This window comes from Brasilonema angustatum (assembly GCF_059505445.1).
In genome coordinates this window covers 1-21,340 of record NZ_JCACKO010000029.1, presented here as the reverse complement: position 1 = coordinate 21,340, position 21,340 = coordinate 1, and the positions used below count along the sequence as shown (strand labels likewise).

Below are 21,340 nucleotides of genomic sequence, written 5' to 3'. Positions count from 1 at the left end.
AACCAAAACCGAAAATTTGAGGTAATTCCAATGGACGAAATCGTTAAAAAACTTGCCGGTCTGGGTCTTCCTGGCATAATTCTCGTGATTCTAACAGCCACAGCAGGAGGTAGTTCTGCTGCTGTTGCTGCTGCCCTCACAGCAGCGGGAGGACCGTTTGGCATCGTAGGAGGTATAGGATTACTTGGTCTATTAACAGTTTTGGGGGATACTATAGCAGGATATGGAATTGAAGCCATTCTTAAGGCCGTCTATGCAGAACGTAGCAAAACGGAATCTGTAAGATTTCTCCTCAAAGAAATTAATGATTTACCCATTTCAGACGAGCTAAAACTCAAACTGAAAAATCAACTTACCCCAGATACCAATACTTACACCGTACCAAATGAGGAACCAAGGACAGTTGAAATTGTCGATGAATAATTTCACTGTAAAATTCGGTGAAATTCCAGATTAAATGTCACTATGTACAGACGTTGGCTCAATGTCATGGAATTGACATTAAATTTTCTAAGTGCAAGATGTGAGCCTCCAACTAGCGGCGTACCGCAAGTGAAATATTTAAGAAAAACATTATTTTCCTGAAATATATAAAAGCCCTGCTATATATGGGTTTCAAAATGTGTTTCATAGGAATTAAGCAGATATTTCAAAGAATTAAAAAAGATTTAAACAGTAAATCAAGAATAGTTACAAAATATAATTTATTTGCAGCGAAAACGTATTTGCAAAGTCACAACTATAGTATGATAACGGCAACCGATAATATGCTGTTAGTTGTATTGCATTTTAATGAGAAACATGAGATTCTTAGTAAGCGAAGTATAAAAAGATTTTTTCAAATAAACTGGAGTTAGGTCATAATCCATGTTAATTTTCAAGGAAAAAAGGAGTATATTGATTGAAGACAGATTCCATTTAGGAAGAAGCACAGACAAGAGCTACCGACTCTCACCTGTTAATAAGAAACTTGCCAAACTTCAAAATTTGTGTCCCTTCGGGACACGCTTCGCGAAATTCAGGGGTAGCATTATACGCTTTTAGGCAAAGCGTATAATGCTACCCCTGAATTAACTGATGCAATACTAAATAAATTTAGCCCATAACTCAGTATTTATGTGTAAGAGGCTAAGCTCATAAAAACAGTTAAAATTGTTCAGAAATAATTTCAATGGCTTTTTAGAGAAAGCTGGATGTCTATCCAAGTAAAGCAATGTCTTAATCGTATGGATTTCTAAGTAAAAAATCCAATTGCTTTGTTGTAAGACGAATGTCTAAAAAAGAAAAAATTGGTTTATGACTTGTTTAGATAATTTCCAAAATCCTCTAGATGATAAATTTTCAAATTTAGTAGATCTGCTACGTTACAGAGCACAAATTCAACCAGAGCAAAGGGCTTACACTTTTCTGCAAGATGGAGAAACTGAAGAAATCAGCTTGACTTATCGAGAACTAGATTTACAAGCACGGGCGATCGCCACCCATCTTCAGTCTTTAAAAGCTGCTGGTAAACGTGTTCTGCTACTATATCCACCAGGTCTAGACTTCATTGCTGCCTTCTTCGGATGTCTGTATGCTGGTGTTGTAGCGGTTCCAGTTTATCCACCTAAACGCAATCAAAGTCTATCGAGACTGCGAGCGATCGCATCAGATGCTCAAATAACAATAGCACTGAGTGTTAGCTCTACTCTCACCCAAATCCAAAGTCAATTTGCCCAAGAGCCAGAGTTTGCCAATATGCCATTGTTAGCTACCGATAGTATCGCTATTGATCAGGCTGCAAACTGGCAACAAGTGCAAATAAATAGGAATACTCTAGCTTTTCTCCAGTACACTTCTGGTTCTACGGGAACGCCCAAAGGTGTAATGGTCAGTCATGGCAACCTGCTGCAAAATTCCAAGTATACGCAACAGATATGGGAGTACAACTTACAAAGCGTCATGGTAACGTGGCTACCTGTCTTCCATGACATGGGACTGATTTATGGAGTTCTCCAACCTCTGTATCAAGGGTTTCCCTGTTACATGATGGCTCCTGTATCTTTTATTCAAAAACCGATACGATGGCTTCAGGCAATTTCGCGCTACAAAGCTACTCATAGTGGCGCTCCTAATTTTGCCTACGAACTTTGCGTGCTTAAGACTACACCCGAAGAACGCGCCACCCTCGATTTAAGCAGCTGGCACATGACCTTAAATGGTGCCGAACCAGTCAGATCAGACACCATCAAACAATTTACCCAAACTTTTCAATCTTGTGGTTTTGACTTAGCAACGTTTTGTCCCGGCTATGGTTTAGCAGAAGCAACCTTAGTAGTAGCTGGAGTGCAAAACCAAAAGCTACCGAGTTTCTTTCCAGTTCAAGCAAAAGCACTAGCACACAATCAGGTAATAGAGAGTAAAACTGAAGAGAAACTACAAACTCTTGTAGGATGTGGACAACCTGGAATTGATACCAAAGTAGTCATTGTTCATCCCGAATTATTAACCCAATGTGTCCCAAAAGAAATTGGGGAAATTTGGGTTTCTGGCTCTAGCGTTGCTCAAGGATATTGGCAGCGACCAGAAGAAACTAAGAAAACTTTTGGTGCTTATTTAAAAGACACCAAAGAAGGACCGTTTATGAGAACGGGGGATTTAGGATTCTTGAAAGATGGCGAGTTGTTCATCACAGGGCGACTTAAAGATGTAATCATTATCCGGGGTCAAAACCATTATCCCCAAGATATTGAATGGACAGTGGCGCAGAGCCACCCAGCACTGCGACCTAGTTGTGGGGCAGCTTTTACAGTGGAGGTTGAGGGTAAAGAGCAATTGGTGGTTGTTCAAGAGGTAGAGCGCACTTGGCGGCGGAAGTTAGATGTAGAGATGGTAGTGAGAGCTATCCGTAAATTTGTCTCGCTAGAACATGAGTTGCAGATTTTTGCAATAGTCCTGCTCGATACTGGGAGCATTCCTAAAACTTCTAGTGGTAAAATTCAACGCTCTGCTTGCCAAAGTGCATTTCTTGAAAAAAGCTTAAAGGTGGTAGCCTCTTGGGGCGATTCGACCAGCCAAACTTCAGATCAGTCTCAAGCTAAAGCAGAATCTCTAGCAAAACCAATTCAAACTCGCCAAAAATCAGATTCTCGCATTCAGAGTACCAATATCACAGTGACAGGATATTCTAGTAAAGAACGTGCTAGCAATTTGATCGAATGGCTGCGCCATTACGCCAACGAACGAATAAATTCCCAACTCATTGATGAGCGTCGGTGCATCCCACCCTATATTGTGCTCGATTTTGGAAATCATGGTCTTTTGGGTATGCAGGTGCCACTCGAATATGGGGGTATCGGTCTTAGCAACTATGATACTATGCGGGTTATAGAACAACTTGGGGCGATCGACCAAACATTAGCTTCCTTTGTGGTTGTTCACAACGTTTTAGGGATTCGTCCTATGCAGAACTATGCCTCAAATCCAGTTCGGGATGAACTTCTTCCCATCTTAGCCACAGGTCGTGAACTGGCTGCTTTTGCAATTACAGAACCAGAAGCAGGGTCAAATCCCCAAGCCATCTCAGCCAAAGCAATACCAGATACTAATGGTGGCTGGCTCTTACAAGGTACCAAAATTTGGAGCGGTTCAGCAGCATGGGCAGGTGCGATTAATGTTTTTGTTCAACACCTCGATACCAACGGCAAATCTAGCGGAATCAGTGGTTTTGTTGTCCGCCAAGGAATGCGAGGTTTGCGCTCTGGAACCGAAGCCCTGACGATGGGGATGCGGGGCATGGTTCAGAATACCGTACATTTAGACGGCGTAGCCGTTGATTCAGACCATTTGTTGGGCAATCCAGGGCAAGGAATGAAAGCTGCTCAGGATGCCATGATGTATGCTCGATTAGGTCTGGCGGCTATGAGCGTAGGCGGGATGAAGCGCTGTGCCCAGTTGATGCTTCGCTATGCTGAACGCCGTTGCATATCAACGGGTCGCTTGCTAGATAACTCAGTAACGCTAATGCGATTGAGCGATCTCACGGCGGCTATTACATCTGTGGAAACCCTGGTTGCCAAGGTAAGCAAGTTACTTGACGATGGGAATTTTGTTCCACCAGAAGTTTATGCAATTTGCAAGACAACTGGCCCAGAGTTTTTCTGGAAGGCTGCTGATAGTCTCGTTCAACTACTAGGCGGTCGCGGTTATATAGAGACGAACATCGCACCTCAGCTCCTCCGCGATGCTAGAGTAATTCGCATTTTTGAAGGCCCTACTGAAACCCTACAAATGTTTGTAGGCTCCTGTGTTGTCAACAATAGTGCAAGAATACACCAATTTCTCAGTAAGGAACTGGCAGCATCAACAATTTCTGATCGCTTGAGAGTAGCTGTAGAACAAATCCGCAATCGCTACACCCAAGCTCAGGCTCCCTTTCCAGACCAAATCTCCGCAACCCGCTGGGGATATCTGCTGATCGGCGAACTCGTCTCCTTTGCCGTTCTGTGGGCTGTAACTCAACAGGCATTTGAGCGAATGCAATCAGAACCCCTACGCCGTGCTGTTGAGTGGACACAACTTCACTTTCAACGAAAGCTCGAAACAGCCCTGCGTGGTACCTCGGCTGAATCTATCCTATCAGGTGCAGATGCCATTAGTGAGATCATATTGGATTATACAGAAGCGATCGGCAATATTGAACAAACCCTCGCAGGCGAAGACCATGAACTAGATGAGCTGCTACGGCAAGACCGTTCTATAATCAGTTGGGATCAAAAATCCAACAACCAGGTAGAAATTTCTACCCCGATTGAAATGCCCAAGGCTGTAGAGGCTAGCTCTGCTGAGTTTCAACATATCTATCTCCATACAGGCGAGACGATTCAGAACTGGATAGAAAATTGGCTGGTCAAAAAATTAAAAATTGATGTCAAATTAGTGAACTCTAGTCAATCGTTTGCTGAGTATGGCATGGATTCAGTAATGGTGGTGGAATTATCACAGGAGTTAGAAGACTGGCTAGGACAAGCTCTAGAACTCGAAGCTACAATTGCCTGGAACTTTCCCACAACTGAAGCTTTAGCGCATTATATAGCTAGCAAACTCAGCATATCAAAACAAACTTCTCAAGTAAATTCACAGCAACGGTTCAACAGTGAAATCGAAAGCTCTAAGAACTTAGGACTGAAATCTCCAGAATCTAATAAGCAGATTGCAAAAGTTTTAACGGATATAGAAACACTCTCTGAAGAGGAGCTAGCTAAATTACTCAGCGAGGAGATAGCAGTAAATAAAAAGAGAAAATAGAATTAATCAAGTTATGAATTTTTCTCCTAGCATCAGTAAAATTACATAATAAGAATGATATGACTGGTACTTCAAATAATATAAACTATCGACAATTATTAAAAAATGCATATTTAGAGCTAACAGATATGCGTTCTCAACTTGATGCTATTGAGCAAGCAAGAACAGAACCAATTGCTATTGTCGGTATGGGGTGCCGCTTTCCGGGAGATGCAAATAATCCAGAAGCATTTTGGAATCTTTTGTACGAGGGAAGACATGCAACGCAAGAAGTACCATCAAATCGCTGGGATATTGATTTTTACTATGACCCAGATCCCGATGTACCAGGGAAGATGTACACGCGGTACGGTGGATTTTTAGATGAGGTAGACAAGTTCGATCCTCAGTTCTTTGGGATTTCTCCACGAGAAGCGACAAGTATAGACCCCCAGCAGCGGTTGCTTCTAGAGGTAACATGGGAGGCATTAGAAAACGCCTCAATTGCAGTAGAAAGTTTGAGAGGGAGCAAAACAGGAGTATTTATTGGAGTTGGCTTTGATGACTATTCACAATTAAGCATAAACTCTGGCGACCCGACTTGTATTGATGCTTACACGCTATTAGGTAATAGCCAAAGTATTGCTGTTGGTCGTTTGTCATACATCTTGGGTCTACAAGGCCCTACTATGCAACTAGATACTACCTGTTCTTCTTCGCTACTGGGAGTTCATTTAGCATGCTCCAGTCTGCGTTCAAGAGAGTGTAATCTCGCTATAGCGGGTGGGGTAAACTTGATGCTCTCGCCAACAACTACAATTGGCTTTTGCAAGCTGAAAGCTTTAGCTGCTGACGGACGCTGCAAAAGCTTCGATGCTGGTGCTGATGGCTACGTGCGGGGAGAAGGGTGTGGGATCATAGTGCTGAAGCGTCTGAGTGAAGCGATCGCAGACGGCGATAATATTTTAGCTCTGATTAAAGGTTCGGCGGTCAATCACGATGGTCAGAGCAATGGACTTACAGCTCCCAACGGTTCTGCTCAAGAAGCGGTAATTCGTCAAGCATTGTTCAATGCTGGGGTAGAGCCAACTCAGATCCAATATGTGGAAGCTCATGGAACGGGGACACCTTTGGGAGACCCCATCGAAGTGTTAGCCTTGGCAAAGGTATTGGATCAAGGACGCTCACAGAGCGATCGCCTAGCGATTGGTTCGGTAAAAACCAATATTGGTCATTTAGAAGCAGCAGCCGGGATAGCAAGTCTCATGAAAGTTGTGCTTGCTCTCCAGCACAAGTTAATCCCACCCACTTTACATCTGCAACAGCCGAATCCCTACATTCCTTGGCAGCAACTCCCGATTGAAGTGCCAACTGTGCTTACTCCCTGGTCTGCAAAACAACAGCCTCGTCTGGCTGGAGTCAGTTCATTTGGCATGAGTGGGACTAATGTGCATTTAATTTTAGAAGAAGCACCAATAGGAAGTCAAAATTCAAGTTACGCTTCCAGCGCACCTTTGGTGCGACTCAAAAGTCAAAATGAAGATGTTATTGAGCGTCCTTACCACCTACTCACCCTCTCCGCAAAAAGTGAGTTGGCTCTGCAAGTTCTTGCCAACCGTTATCAAACTTATTTGAAGTCTAATCCGGAAGCATTCATAGCAGATGTGTGTTTTACGGCGAATACCGGGCGATCACATTTTGCGCACCGCCTCGCTGTCGTAGCGCGAACAACCGCAGAGTTGGGCGAAAAGTTGAGCGTGATCGCTGCTGGTAACGAAACTGTTGGACTGGTAAGCGGACAAGTATCTAGAAAACGTCCAAAAATAGCGTTTTTATTCACGGGTCAGGGTTCCCAATATATCAATATGGGACGCGAACTCTACGACACTCACCCCATTTTCCGTCAAACATTGGATCAGTGTGATGAAATTCTTCGCCCATTCCTGGAGCATTCACTGTTAGAAGTACTCTATCCTCCTCAAGTAGGGGAGCTGGGGAGCTGGGAAGGTGGGGAGAAGTTTGTTGAAAATTCTCCCTCATCTTCCTCATCCATGCCTATTGATCAAACCGCTTATACCCAAGCTGCGCTGTTTGCTTTTGAATATGCCCTGTATCAATTGTGGAAATCTTGGGGGATTGAACCAGATGTGGTTATGGGTCATAGCGTTGGGGAATATGTGGCGGCAACTGTAGCAGGGGTTTTTAGTCTGGAAGATGGACTTAAACTCATCGCCCGTCGAGGACAGTTGATGCAGCAGCTGCCACCGGGAGGCGAGATGGTTTCGCTGATGGCATCCGTTGAGGAAGTACGGCAAATCATAGCACCATTACAAGACAAAGTGGCGATTGCTGCCATCAATGGTCCGGAAAGTGTGGTAATATCGGGAGCTAGTGAAGACATTAGTACTATTTGCCACCAGTTAGAAGCGCAGGGAATCAAGACGAAGCGTTTACAAGTATCCCATGCCTTCCATTCCCCGCTGATGACACCAATGTTGAAGGAGTTTGAGCAAGTAGCCAATCATGTCACCTACAAACAGCCCGAGATTCCATTAGTATCCAATGTCACTGGACAACTAGCTGACGAGCAGATTACCACAGCGGAATACTGGGTAAGTCATGCGTGCCAAACGGTACGGTTTGCCACTAGTATGCAGACATTACATCAGCAAGGGTATGAAGTCTTCTTAGAGATTGGAGCCAAGCCGATTTTGTTGAGCATGGGTCGTCAATGCTTACCAGAAAACGAGTGTTTGTGGCTACCTTCTTTACGTACAGGAATACCAGAATGGCAACAACTGCTTTCTAGCTTGAGTCAATTATACGTTCAAGGAGTCAAAATTGATTGGTTAGGGTTTGAGGGAGACTCTCTGCACGCGAAAGTTGCACTACCGACTTATCCGTTTCAAAGACAGCGCTATTGGATTCAACAAGTAGAACAAACAATGAATGAAAAAGACTTGGCTGTAAATGGCAACAAACAGAAGTCAAAGTTAGATGCGACTCCCACATTTAGCAGACGAGAAGAAATTTTAGCTACATTACAAGCCTTAGTCGGGAATTTACTGCAAGTTTCTCCATCAGATGTTAACATTCATGCTCCTTTTCTGGAAATGGGTGCAGATTCTATTATTCTCGTTGACGCCGTGCGTCAGATAGAAAACACCTATGACATCAAAATTGCAATTCGTCAGTTATTTGAAGAGTTGACAACTATTTATACATTAGCTACGTACATAGACCAAAATTTATCTTCACAATGGGTTGAGCCATCGCCTCAACGATCTAATTTAAACGTACAACCACAGCAGCCAGAGCAACTAACCTCTGCTCACTCAATTCCTGAATCGAGCCTTCATAGTAAACAAGATTCTGAAGACAAAGGAACAATATCGTCTGAGACAACCTTAGAACGAATTATGACGCAGCAGATCCAAGCTATGTCTCAGTTAATGTCTCAGCAATTAGAGGTTTTGGGCGGCAACGGTTCGACTTCAAAAAGTTCATTGTCATCCCATGAACAGTTTCAATCCACTCCAGCTATAATGCCTGCTGTTGATTCGCAAAAGAAAGAGCAACACAACCAAATCTCTGAAGCAACACCTTCTTCGACAAGAGCCAAGCCGGAGCTAAAGCAACCCTCACCTCAGGTATTTTCACCTCTTTCTTCTCCAGGCGCAGATACTCAAGCAAATGTACTCAGCCTGCGACAACAGCATCATATAGAAATACTGAGCGATCATTATAACAAGCGCCATCCAAAATCAAAACAGCTTGCACAAAGCTATCGTCCGGTACTAGCTGATAGCAGAGCTACCGCTGGGTTCCGTCTCTCCATTAAGGAGATGGTTTATCCTATCGCTGGAGAGCGAGCGGAAGGTTCTAGATTTTGGGATGTGGACGGGAATGAGTATGTAGATATCACTATGGGATTCGGGGTGCTTCTTTTTGGACATGATCCACAGTTCGTTACTGAAGCTGTTGAAAAGCACTATCAACAAGGTTTAAAAATTGGTCCACAGTCTAAGTTAGCAGGAGAAGTTGCCCAGTTAATTTGCGAACTGACTGGTATGGAGCGTGTTACTTTCTGTAATTCAGGTACAGAAGCAGTGATGACAGCGCTACGTCTAGCACGCTCAGCGACAGGTCGTAGTAAAATTGCTTTATTTGCTGGTTCCTATCACGGTCAGTTTGATGGAATCTTAGCCACAGCGTTAGAGGGTAAGATTACAGCTGTACCCCTGGCTTCAGGAGTATCTCAGAACTTTGTTGAAAATGTTTTAGTACTGGATTATGGAAATCCAAAATCCATTGAGATTTTGCAAGTTCATGCTCAAGAACTAGCTGCTGTATTAGTTGAGCCTGTGCAAAGCCGCCGACCGGATTTACAGCCCAAAGAGTTTTTACAGCAGTTAAGGCAATTGACTCAAGCATCAGGAACAGCACTGATTTTTGATGAAGTTCTCACAGGGTTTCGGATACATTCAGGTGGGGCACAAACATGGTTTGGCGTTAAAGCAGATATCGTCACCTATGGAAAAATTATTGGCGGTGGGACTCCAATAGGAGTGGTAGCAGGGAAAGCCACCTACATGAATGGAATTGATGGTGGTTTGTGGAACTATGGAGATGCTTCGTATCCACAAGTAGAAAAGATATTTTTTGCCGGAACTTTCAATAAAAATCACACAGGCATGGTTGCGGCATTAGCAGTGCTTCAGCATCTCAAGAAACAAGGCCCTAAACTTCAGCAGCAGTTAAATCAGCGCACATCGCAGTTAGCCCAAACACTTAACTCTTACTTTGAAGAAGAAGATGTGCCCATCCGCATTGTGCATTTTGGTTCGCTGTTTCGTTTTGCTTTCTCAGGAAATCTAGATTTATTTTTTTATCATTTAATTGACAAAGGTGTTTATATCTGGGAAGGGCGTAACTGTTTTCTTTCTACAGCACATACCAATGCGGATATTAATTATGTTATCCAAGCAGTCAAAGATAGTGTCAAGGAACTGCGGAATGGTGGTTTTTTCCAGTCAGGTTTAAGCGAGTTACTAACAACTAATAAGATCACTAGTGGAACATCAAGCGATTTGATACCAGCCCTTTCGGATAAAAACTTTACGCCATCCGCCTTGTTCTGGGATACGCAACAAACAATTGATGCAGAAGCCAGTAAGGAATTGACACATCTGAGGGTGAGTCGAGACGAGTGCCGTCTAAGAGATTATATGCCTACCGCCTCAGAGATTGGCGATCGCCTTCTGTCGGAGTTCAATCAAGTAACTTGCCAACAAAATGTCAAAGTTTATGGAGAAGCAGTAGCTCAGTTGGAAGCTCTAAGCATTACCTATGTTTTGAGAGCATTCCAGCAAATGGGATGGGAATTTCAACCTTCCGGACGCTTCTCAACAAAATTTATTGCAGAGCAATTAGGCATCATTGAGCAGCACCAACGGTTGCTGGAGCGCTTACTGGAGATGCTGGTAGAAGAAAAAGTGCTACATCAAGTAGATGATCATTGGGAAGTCACTCAGGTAGTAGAGATTCAAAACCCACAAGCACAAGAAATTGCATTTTTGGCTCAATACCCAGAAGTAGAAGCAGAACTGACCTTGCTCCAGCGCTGTGGTCAGAAACTCGCACAAGTTTTACAGGGAGAGTGCCACCCATTGGAGTTGTTGTTCCCAAAGGGTAATTCAACCGCGTTAACCAAACTATATCAGGATTCACCTGGTTCACAGGTGATGAACACCTTGGTGCAAAAGGCAGTTTCTGGAGTACTGGAGCGTTTACCACAGGAATGCAGGGTGCGAATTCTGGAAATTGGCGGCGGAACTGGGGGAACAACATCCTATATTCTGGCTCAACTGCTAGACCATCAGGCAGAATACGTGTTTACCGATCTCTCCCCTGTGTTGATTTCCAAAGCTCAAAAGAAATTTTGCGACTATCCATTTGTATGCTGTCAGATTTTAGACATTGAGCAAGATCCTAAAACACAGACGGATGAATTTCGTCAGTACGATTTGATCATAGCGGCTAATGTGTTGCACGCTACCAAGGATTTGCGTCAGACATTACAGCATATACAGCAGTTGTTAGTTCCTGGCGGGCTGCTAGTACTGTTAGAAGTAACCGTTCGCCAGCGCTGGTTGGATTTGACATTCGGGTTGACAGAAGGTTGGTGGAAGTTTGCCGATCTGGATTTGAGACCATCTCACCCTTTGCTTTCTCCTTACCAATGGCAGGATCTATTAAAGGAAAGTCAATTTAAAGAAGTTGTAACTATTCCTGATAACCAACAGCAGGTAGGAATTCTATCCAAACAAACTGTCATCATAGCATCGGCTGCATCTGAAGTTACTCTCACTGAAGCTCAAAAGCAACTCTGGATATTAGCTCAGTTGGGAGAAGATAGCTCAGTTGCCTATAACGAATCTGTAACGCTGCAATTACGAGGTTCGTTGAACGCAACAGCAATAAACAAGGCGATACAGAAACTAGTTGACCGCCACGAGGCACTGCGAACGAAAATCAGCCCCAAGGGGGATGTGCAAGAAGTCTTACCTACTTTCAAAGTCAATTGTCCTGTATTAGATTTCAGTTGTGTAGAGGGCGATCGCACTGTTAAAGTCGCCCAGTGGCTCGACCAAGAAAGCCGAAAACCCTTTGATCTGACTCAGGGTTCTCTGTTGCGTGTGCATCTGCTCAAATTAGAGCCAGAAATCCATTTATTGGTTTTGAGCGCTCATCATATCGTCATTGATGGCTGGTCAATAGGAATCATTCTCCGAGAATTGGGGGCTTTGTATTCAGCCGAGTCTCAAGGAATGGTTTGCCACCTGAATCCCCCGAAACAATTTCGGGAATACATAGAGTGGCAAAATCAGCATTACCAGATGCAGGAGATGAAAACTCACCAATCCTACTGGTTGGAGAAATTGACCGCACCTCCTGTTTTAGACTTACCCACTGACCGCACTCGCCCACCCATACAAACGTATAACAGCAGTCGGAAAACCATAACGCTTGATGCTCAAGTGACCACCAACCTCAAACTGTTCAGTCGGCAACAGGGTTGCACCTTATTAATGACCCTGCTGTCGGTTTACATGACGTTAATTCACCGCCTCACGGGACAGAACGATATTATTATTGGAGTTCCGACATCTGGGCGATCGCTCTTGGGGGGTGAGGGAATGGTTGGTTACTGTGCCCATTTATTACCGATACGCAGTCAGGTGACGGGTAATCCTACGTTTGGAGAATATCTTAAACAGATGCGGGGTGTTTTATTAGAAGCTTACGAACACCAAGATTACCCCTTTGCCCAATTGCTAAATCAACTGAACCTACCAAGAGATACTAGTCGTTCTCCCTTGGCTGACGTGAGCTTTAATTTAGAGCCGCCGATTAATCTGCCACAGATGTTTCAACTGGACGTTAGCTTATCGCCTTCAGCCGTTAAATTTAAGGATCTGGATCTCTCTTTAAATGTCGCAGAGATAGCAGGTGAGCTATTAGTTGAATGTGATTATAATACCGACTTATTCAATGCAGACACGATTGGGCGTTGGCTGAGTCATTTCCAGACTTTGCTGCAAGCAATTGTCACCCAGCCAAAACAACATCTGAGAGAATTACCTCTACTGACTGCTGACCAACGGCATCAGTTATTAGTCGAGTGGAATGATACTCAAGCTGAGTATCCCTTTGATAAGTGTATCCATCAGTTGTTTGAGTCACAGGTTGAGCGCACCCCCGATGCAGTGGCGGTGGTGTTTGAAAATCAACAACTTACCTACCGCGAGTTGAATTGTCGTGCTAATCAATTGGCGCATTACTTGCAAACTTTGGGTGTGGGAGCTTCGGTGCTGGTAGGGTTGTGTGTGGAACGTTCACTGTTAATGGTGGTGGGACTTTTGGGCATTCTCAAAGCAGGTGGGGCTTATGTGCCACTTGACCCAGAGTATCCCCAAGAGCGTTTGAACTTTATGCTCGAAGATGCTCAAGTTCAAGTGCTGCTGACTCAACAGCCACTCCTTGAGAGACTACCTGAGCATCACGCGCCGCTTGTCTGTTTGGATACTGATTGGCAACTTATCTCCCAGTCGAGCGCTCTTGACTTGGTTAATAGTACCATCCCAAAAAATTTAGCATATATAATTTATACTTCTGGTTCTACAGGTCAGCCTAAAGGAGTAATGATTCAACATCACTCCCTAATTAATATTACGCAGACAGCAATTGTTGAATATGGATTAAGCAATAGCGATCGCTCACTCCAGTTTTCCTCTATTAGTTTCGATGTGGCGGCAGCAGAAATCTATCCCTGCCTGAGTTGCGGTGCAACCTTAGTGTTGCGAACCGATGAAATGTTGAGTTCTGTACAGATGTTTATCGAAAAATGCAGGGATTGGGATTTAACAGTGTTAGACTTGCCAACAGCATACTGGTATCAGGTTACTACTGAATTAGCCAATGCCAATTTGCTGTTACCTGATTCCATCCGGCTGGTAACTATTGGCGGAGAGCGTCTGCTCAAGCAACAATTAAGAATCTGGCAGCAACATATAGGTGAGTATCCTCAGCTAATAAACGCATATGGTCCGACTGAAACGACTGTAGCCGCAACGCTATGCAAATTACCGGGTTCAGCCACAACAGAAATTGATGAGCAAAACATCCCAATTGGATACCCCATCCATAATACTCAAATATACATACTAGACCAATACCTACAACTAGTCCCCATTGGTATAGCAGGAGAACTGCACATTGGTGGTGCGGGTTTGGCACGAGGCTATCTCAACCGCCCAGAATTGACACAAGAAAAATTTATCCCTAATCCCTTTAGTACAAACTCAGATTCACGGCTTTACAAAACAGGAGATTTAGCACGCTATTTGCCTGATGGCAACATTGAGTATCTAGGACGTATTGACAACCAAGTCAAAATCCGTGGCTTCCGCATTGAGTTGGGAGAAATTGAAGCAGTACTAAACCAACATAGCAATGTGCAAACATCTTGTGTTACCGCCCGTGAAGACACGACCGGGGATAAACACTTAGTCGCCTACGTGGTGCCATATCAACAGCACACACCCACAAACCGTGAACTCCGCCAGTTCCTCTCCAGTCTACTGCCTCTTTACATGGTACCAAATGCTTTTGTGGTACTAGAAACTTTGCCACTAACATCCAACGGCAAGGTAGACTACCGCTCCCTGCCTGCAGCAAATTTAGAATCTCAACTGCTAGACAAATTTGTTGCCCCACGTACATCAATCGAAAAAACGGTTGCACAAATTTGGGCTGATGTCCTTAAACTAGAGCAAGTAGGCATTTACGATAATTTCTTTGAACTCGGCGGACATTCTCTGCTAGCTACACAAGTAATTTCTCGCTTGCAGGAAGCTTTCCAGATTTCCTTGCCATTGCGCTATCTATTTAAATCACCTACGATAGCCCAGTTAAATGATCTGATCTTAGCTGAACTTCAAACCGATTCAGGTCTGACGGTTCCAGCGATTGTGCCCGTCCCCAGAGAGAAAGATATACCCCTGTCATGGGCACAGGAGCGTTTGTGGTTTCTCCATCACTTGGAAGGCGAAAGTGGTGCCTACACAATGTCTTATGCCGTGCGTCTGGTGGGAAATCTGAATGTCAAAGCTTTGGAGGGGGCGCTCCAAGAAATTGTGCGGCGGCATGAAGTTCTGCGTACTCGCTTTGAGATCAAGGATGACAAGCCAGTACAGGTGATTGCCCCTCAGATAACCATAACATTGCCAGTCGTGGATCTCCAGAATGTGGCAGACTCTTGGAAACAAGCAAAGCAACAGGCAATAAAAGAAGCCCACAAACCATTCGATCTAGCTAATGGCCCTGTGCTGCGAGTCATGCTGTGGCAAGTTGCGACCGACGAGTACATACTGCTGTTGGCGATTCATCATATTGCTGCTGATGGTTGGTCAATAGGCGTCTTTAGTCGCGAACTTTCTGCCCATTATCGAGCTATTTCAACAAGTAGTTCTGTTGTGTTACCAGAGTTATCTGTGCAGTATGCCGACTTCACCGTGTGGCAGCGCCAGTGGCTGACCAGTCAGGTTCTAGAGCGTCAGTTAAACTATTGGAAGCAACAGTTGGCTGGAGCGCCACCTCTTATCGAATTGCCCACAGACCGTTCCCGCCCATCTGTACAGAGTTTTCGCGGAGGTGTAGAGCGCTTTCAAGTAGATGCCTTGCTGACTTCTCAACTAAGACAGATCAGCCAGGAGTCAGAAGCCACTCTGTTTATGACGCTGCTGGCAGGTTTTGTCGTATTACTGTCTCGCTACAGTGGACAAACGGATCTGGTGGTAGGCTCTCCGATTGCCAATCGCAACCGCAAAGAAACAGAACCATTGATTGGATTCTTTGTCAATACTCTAGCCTTAAGGTTCGATTTATCCCAAGAACCGTCCTTTGAAGCCTTACTGGCGCAAGTGCGGCAAGTCACCCTCAATGCCTATGAACACCAGGATTTGCCCTTCGAGATATTAGTAGAAGAGTTGCAACCAGAGCGAAAATTGAATCGCAACCCACTAGTGCAGGTGGCATTCGCACTGCAAAATGCTCCTACCTCCGATTGGGATTTGCCTGGTTTAAGCGTAGAGCAGATGCTTTGGCATCTTGACACGGTTCGGGTTGACCTAGAACTACACTTCTGGGAAACTCCGGAAGGTCTTAACGGCTTTTGCTGTTACAGTACTGATTTATTTGATGCGGCAACGATCGCCCGCATGATGCAGCATTATCAAACGTTGTTAGCGGCTATTGTTGCTGACCCAGAACAACCAGTCAACCGATTACCCCTACTCACAGCAGCCGAACAGCAGCAATTGTTAATGGAGTGGAACGCGACTCAAACGGATTATCCGAGTTCGCAATGTCTGCATCAACTGTTTGAAGCCCAGGTGGAACGGAACAGTAATGCAGTAGCCGTCGTGTTTGAGGCGCAACAACTCACCTATCGGGAGTTGAATGCACAGGCAAATCAATTGGCACATCATTTGCAAAAACTGGGTGTGAAACCAGAAATGCTGGTAGGCATTTGTGTCGAACGTTCTGTGTCCATGATTGTGGGATTGTTAGGAATTCTCAAAGCTGGTGGTGCTTATGTGCCTCTAGATCCAAAGTATCCCAGCGATCGCATTGCCTATATGTTGAGTGATGCTCAATTGCAGGTGCTGGTTACTCAGTCTCCGTTAGCGGACCGATTGCCCAAACATGAGGCACAAGTGGTCTATTTGGATACAGACTGGGGAGTAATTTCTCAAAAAAGTAAAGAAAACCCCGTTAGTGGTGCTAAGCCCAAGAACTTAGCTTATGTGATTTACACCTCCGGTTCTACAGGCAAACCTAAAGGGGTTTTAGTCGCTCACCAAGGATTGTGCAACCTAGCTTCTGCACAAACTCGCCTGTTTGACGTACAGCCAGACAGCCGCATTCTCCAGTTCGCTTCCTTAAGCTTCGATGCCTCAATTTGGGAAATTGCTATGGCTTTTGGTTCCGGAGCGAGGTTAGTTTTGGGAACGTCAGAATCATTACTTCCGGGTAAGGATTTAATGCAGTTACTGCATTCCCAGTCCATTACTCACGTTACACTTCCACCCTCAGCACTGGCGGTTCTGCCTGCTGATAAATTGCCAGCCTTGCAGAATATCATTGTGGCCGGAGAAGCCATGCCAGCCGATCTGGTGGCGCAATGGTCTAGAGACCGACGCTTGTTCAACGCCTACGGACCTACTGAATCGACTGTCTGTGCAACGGTAGCTTTTTGTAGCGACGGCAGCCAGAAACCACCCATTGGTCGCCCTATTGCTAACACACAGATCTACATTTTAGACCAACATTGCCAACCGGTTCCCATCGGTGTTCCGGGCGAACTACACATCGGGGGTATTGGTTTGGCTCGTGGCTACATAAATCGGCCTGAGTTGACTGCTGAGAAATTTATTCGCCACCCCTTCAGTTCAGAATCTGGCGATTGCATTTACAAAACTGGAGATAAAGCTCGTTACCTGAGTGATGGGAATATCGAGTTTCTCGGTCGGATAGATCATCAGGTGAAGGTTCGCGGTTTTCGCATCGAAACAGGGGAAGTTGAAGCAGTTTTGAATCAACACCCCTTGGTGCGGGAGAGTGTTGTCGTAGCTAGAGTTGACATCCCTGGCGATCAACGTCTAGTGGCTTATTTAGTGCCGGCTCTCAAAAGCGAAGCATTATCGGAGCAGATTTACCAATGGCAGAATGAGTACGTTTCGGACTGGCAAACGCTTTATGAGCAAGCTTATAGTCAGTCTCAAGCATCTACAGATGACCTAACGTTCAATATTGCGGGTTGGAACAGTTCGTACACCAAGCAACCAATCCCAGCACCGGAGATGCAGGAGTGGGTAGAGAGTACCGTGGAACGAATTTTGTCTCTGTTACCGCAGCGGGTGTTAGAAATTGGTTGTGGCACGGGGTTATTGTTATCTCGTGTTGCCCAACGCTGCCAACAGTATTGGGGAACCGATTATTCCAAAGCCGCCCTAAAGCATGTTGAGCAGCTATGCCACGCAGTTGATGGTCTAGAAAATGTTCGGTTGCTGCACAAAACGGCGGATAACTTTGAAGGTATCCCCATTGAATTTGACACTGTAATTTTGAACTCAGTTATACAGTATTTTCCCAGCGTTGAGTATCTGTTGCAAGTTCTAGAAGGAGTCATGGCGACGATTTGCGATCGCGGCACTATTTTCGTGGGTGATGTCCGAAACTTGTTGTTATTGGAGCCATACCATGCGGCTGTGCAGTTGTCCCAAGTCCCTGAGTCCAAAAGTGTCGAGCAATGGCAGCAGCAGGTACATCAGAGTATAGATGGGGAAGAAGAATTGGCCATCGACCCCAGTTTTTTCATCGCCCTAACGCAACGCTTTCCCCAAATTACTTGGGTGGAGATTCAGCCCAAACGCGGTCGCTTTCAAAATGAGTTAATCCAATTTCGCTATGATGTCACCATCTATGTAAATACTAATGTCCAAACAACGGTAGTTCCTTGGTTAAACTGGCAACTAGACCAACTTTCATTCACACAAATTCAAAACCAGTTGCTTCAAGAGCAGCCAGAACTGTTGGGAATCAGGCGCGTACCTAATCAACGGGTACAGCAAGCACTACAGATTTGGGAATGGTTGGAACATCCCCCTGGTGTCGAGACAGTGAGCCAACTGCGGCAACTGCTAGCACAACAGTCAGCAGGTGGGATAAATCCAGAGCAGTTTTGGGAACTGGGGCAGCATCTAGGCTACACTGTTAACCTGAGTTGGTGGGAGAGTAGTCAGGATGGTTGCTATGATGTGGTGTTTTGCCGCACCAGTTCGACGCCAGGGTATGATCCCCAGAAAGCTATGGCCTTCTGGGACAACGAGACAGTCACTGCCAAACCCTGGACTGACTATACTAACAATCCCTTGCGGGGCAAGTTAGTCCGGAAGCTAGTGCCTCAAGTGCGCGAATTGATCCAACTGAAGTTACCCAATTACATGGTGCCCCAAGCTTTTGTCCTCCTCGATCGCCTGCCCCTGACACCCAATGGCAAGGTGGATCGCCGCTCCCTCCCAGCACCTGATACAGCCACCAGAAATCTCTCAACTGGCTTTGTTTTACCTCGGACGCCCACTGAAGCTCAACTGGCTCAAATCTGGAGTGAAGTCCTAGGACTAGAACGGATTGGGGTCAAGGACAACTTCTTTGAAATAGGTGGGCATTCTCTGCTAGCCACCCAAGTGATATCACGGGTAAACTCAGCTTTTGGACTTGACCTACCTATACAGATGATATTTGAGTCTCCTACAGTGGCTGGTATAGCAGCTTACATGGAAGTAATGGATTGGGCAGCAAAAGATTTACCAGTTACAGAAGTCAGTAGCGAAGTAGTGGAGTTTTGAAAATGACCAACAGCACCGTCGAATTCCTTCGTCACCTGAGCAACTTGAGTATTAACCTAGAAACCGATGGTGAACGCTTGCGCTGCCACGCACCTGAAGGGGTGTTAAATCCAAGTCTGCGACAGGAAATAGCTGGGCGCAAAACAGAAATTATTCTTTTATTACAGCAAGCAAAGCAAGTTAAAGCTTCTAATAATCACTTGCCTATTCAAAGAGTGCCAAAAGACGGTGAGCTACCACTATCTTTTGCTCAACAGCAACTCTGGTTTTTGCAACAGTTGTTACCCGACACTCATCTTAGCAATATGCTACTGGTTCTGCGGCTAAGCGGGTCGCTAAATGTAGCTGCATTGGAGCAGAGTCTCAGTGAACTCATTCGACGTCACGAAGTCTTAAGAACGTCTTTCCCAACGGTAAACGTAAAACCTGTCCAAATTATTGTCCCCCCCCCTACCTTAACTCTGCCAATCATAGACTGGCAAGGATTGTCAGCCCAAGAGCAAACCGAACGGATTCAACAAATAGCGGATGCTGAAGTATCCAAGCCTTTCGATCTGGCTGTCGGGCCTTTATTACAATTCACCCTGCTGCAATTGGGTGAGCAAGAATATATCTTTCTATTGAAGATACATCACATTATCTATGATGGCTGGTCTTCTAACATCTTCATTCGTGAGTTATCTCAACTGTATGAAGCTTTCACTCAAGGATTACCCTACCCTCTAGCTGAATTACCCATCCAGTACGCTGACTTTGCGGTTTGGCAGAGACAGTGGTTGCAAGGAGATGTACTGCAAACCAAACTGACTTACTGGCAACAAAAACTGGCTTCAGCACCAGCTTTATTGTCGTTACCTACAGATCGACCCAGACCTGCTGTACAAACTTTCCACGGTGCAAATCAAGAGTTTACACTCTCACAGAAGCTTAGTGTTGCGCTCATACAATTGAGTCAAAAAGAAAATGTTACCTTGTTTATGACGCTGTTAGCAGCATTCCAAACATTGCTATGGCGCTATAGTGGGCAGGATGATATTTGCATAGGTACACCGATTGCCAATCGCAACCGTGCAGAGACAGAAGGACTGATTGGTTTTTTTGTCAATAGCCTTGTGTTGCATACCTACTTGGGAGATAATCACAGTTTTAGGCAATTACTGGCGCAGGTGCGAGAAGTATGCTTGGGAGCGTATGCTCATCAAGATTTACCTTTTGAAATGTTAGTGGAAGCATTGCAGCCAGAACGGAATCTTAGCTATCATCCGATTTTCCAAGTGTGGTTTAATCTACTTAACTTGGGGGACAATCAATTAGAACTGTCTGGATTATCTGTAGAATCTATATCAATTCCAACAGCAGAAGCTTCCAAGTTTGACTTAAGCCTATATATTACAGAACGAGAACAAGGTATAAAACTGGAATTAGTTTATAATACTGACCTATTTTCTTCAGAACGAATATTGGAAATGCTGCAACAATTTCATTATTTGCTGAGTCAGATTGTTGCTGCTCCTGATAGTGCGATCGCTTCCTATTCTCTTGTGACACCACAAGCTCAATCTCTGCTGCCAAATCCAAGAACAGTTTTACTAGAACCGCAATATGAATTAGTCACAACAGAGTTTACTTATTGGGTAAATAGCACCCCAGAACAGTCAGCATTGTCTCAAGAATCTCGCACTTGGAACTATGGGGAATTAGGCAAAATAGCTCAAGCTTTAGCACAGGTGATGCTAAACCACGGAATCGAGCGGGAAGATGTCGTAGCTGTGTATGGAACACCAAGTTTGGGAATGATTGCCAGTATAATCGCCGTCCTCTTGAGTGGAGGAGTGTTGCTGACCCTCGATCCCCAACTTCCCAGTGATCGCCAACGGCTGATGCTTCAAGAAGCTAAAGCTAAATACATATTGTACATCGATAGTCAACCCCCAGAAGACCAAAATAAATGGCAGTCATTAACTAGCATCTGTGTAAATCCAGATACAGCAGAAGCGATAAATTCTTTAGAAAGCAGTCATGCAATACCCCTGCCGGAAATATCTGCTGATGATGCAGCCTATATTTTCTTTACTTCTGGTACTACTGGCGTTCCTAAAGGA

The 21,340-nt window shown here is 44.8% G+C and carries 4 protein-coding genes; all 4 read left to right on the top strand.

From position 1 onward, the window contains the following. The first annotated feature begins 30 nt into the window (after positions 1–30). Positions 31–423, top strand: coding sequence for a hypothetical protein (locus AC5JM2_RS07295; protein ID WP_495834236.1), 393 nt, complete (start codon positions 31–33; stop codon positions 421–423). An 873-nt stretch (positions 424–1,296) separates the two neighbouring features. Continuing rightward, positions 1,297–5,286, top strand: a complete 3,990-nt coding sequence (locus tag AC5JM2_RS07290; RefSeq protein WP_495834235.1) for an AMP-binding protein — start codon at positions 1,297–1,299, stop codon at positions 5,284–5,286. Positions 5,287–5,345: 59 nt separating this feature from the next. Continuing rightward, positions 5,346–19,238, top strand: coding sequence for an amino acid adenylation domain-containing protein (locus AC5JM2_RS07285; RefSeq protein WP_495834234.1), 13,893 nt, complete (start codon positions 5,346–5,348; stop codon positions 19,236–19,238). A gap of 2 nt (positions 19,239–19,240) precedes the next feature. Beyond that, a partial coding sequence (locus AC5JM2_RS07280) for a condensation domain-containing protein (RefSeq protein ID WP_495834233.1) occupies positions 19,241–21,340 on the top strand: 2,100 nt, incomplete at its 3' end.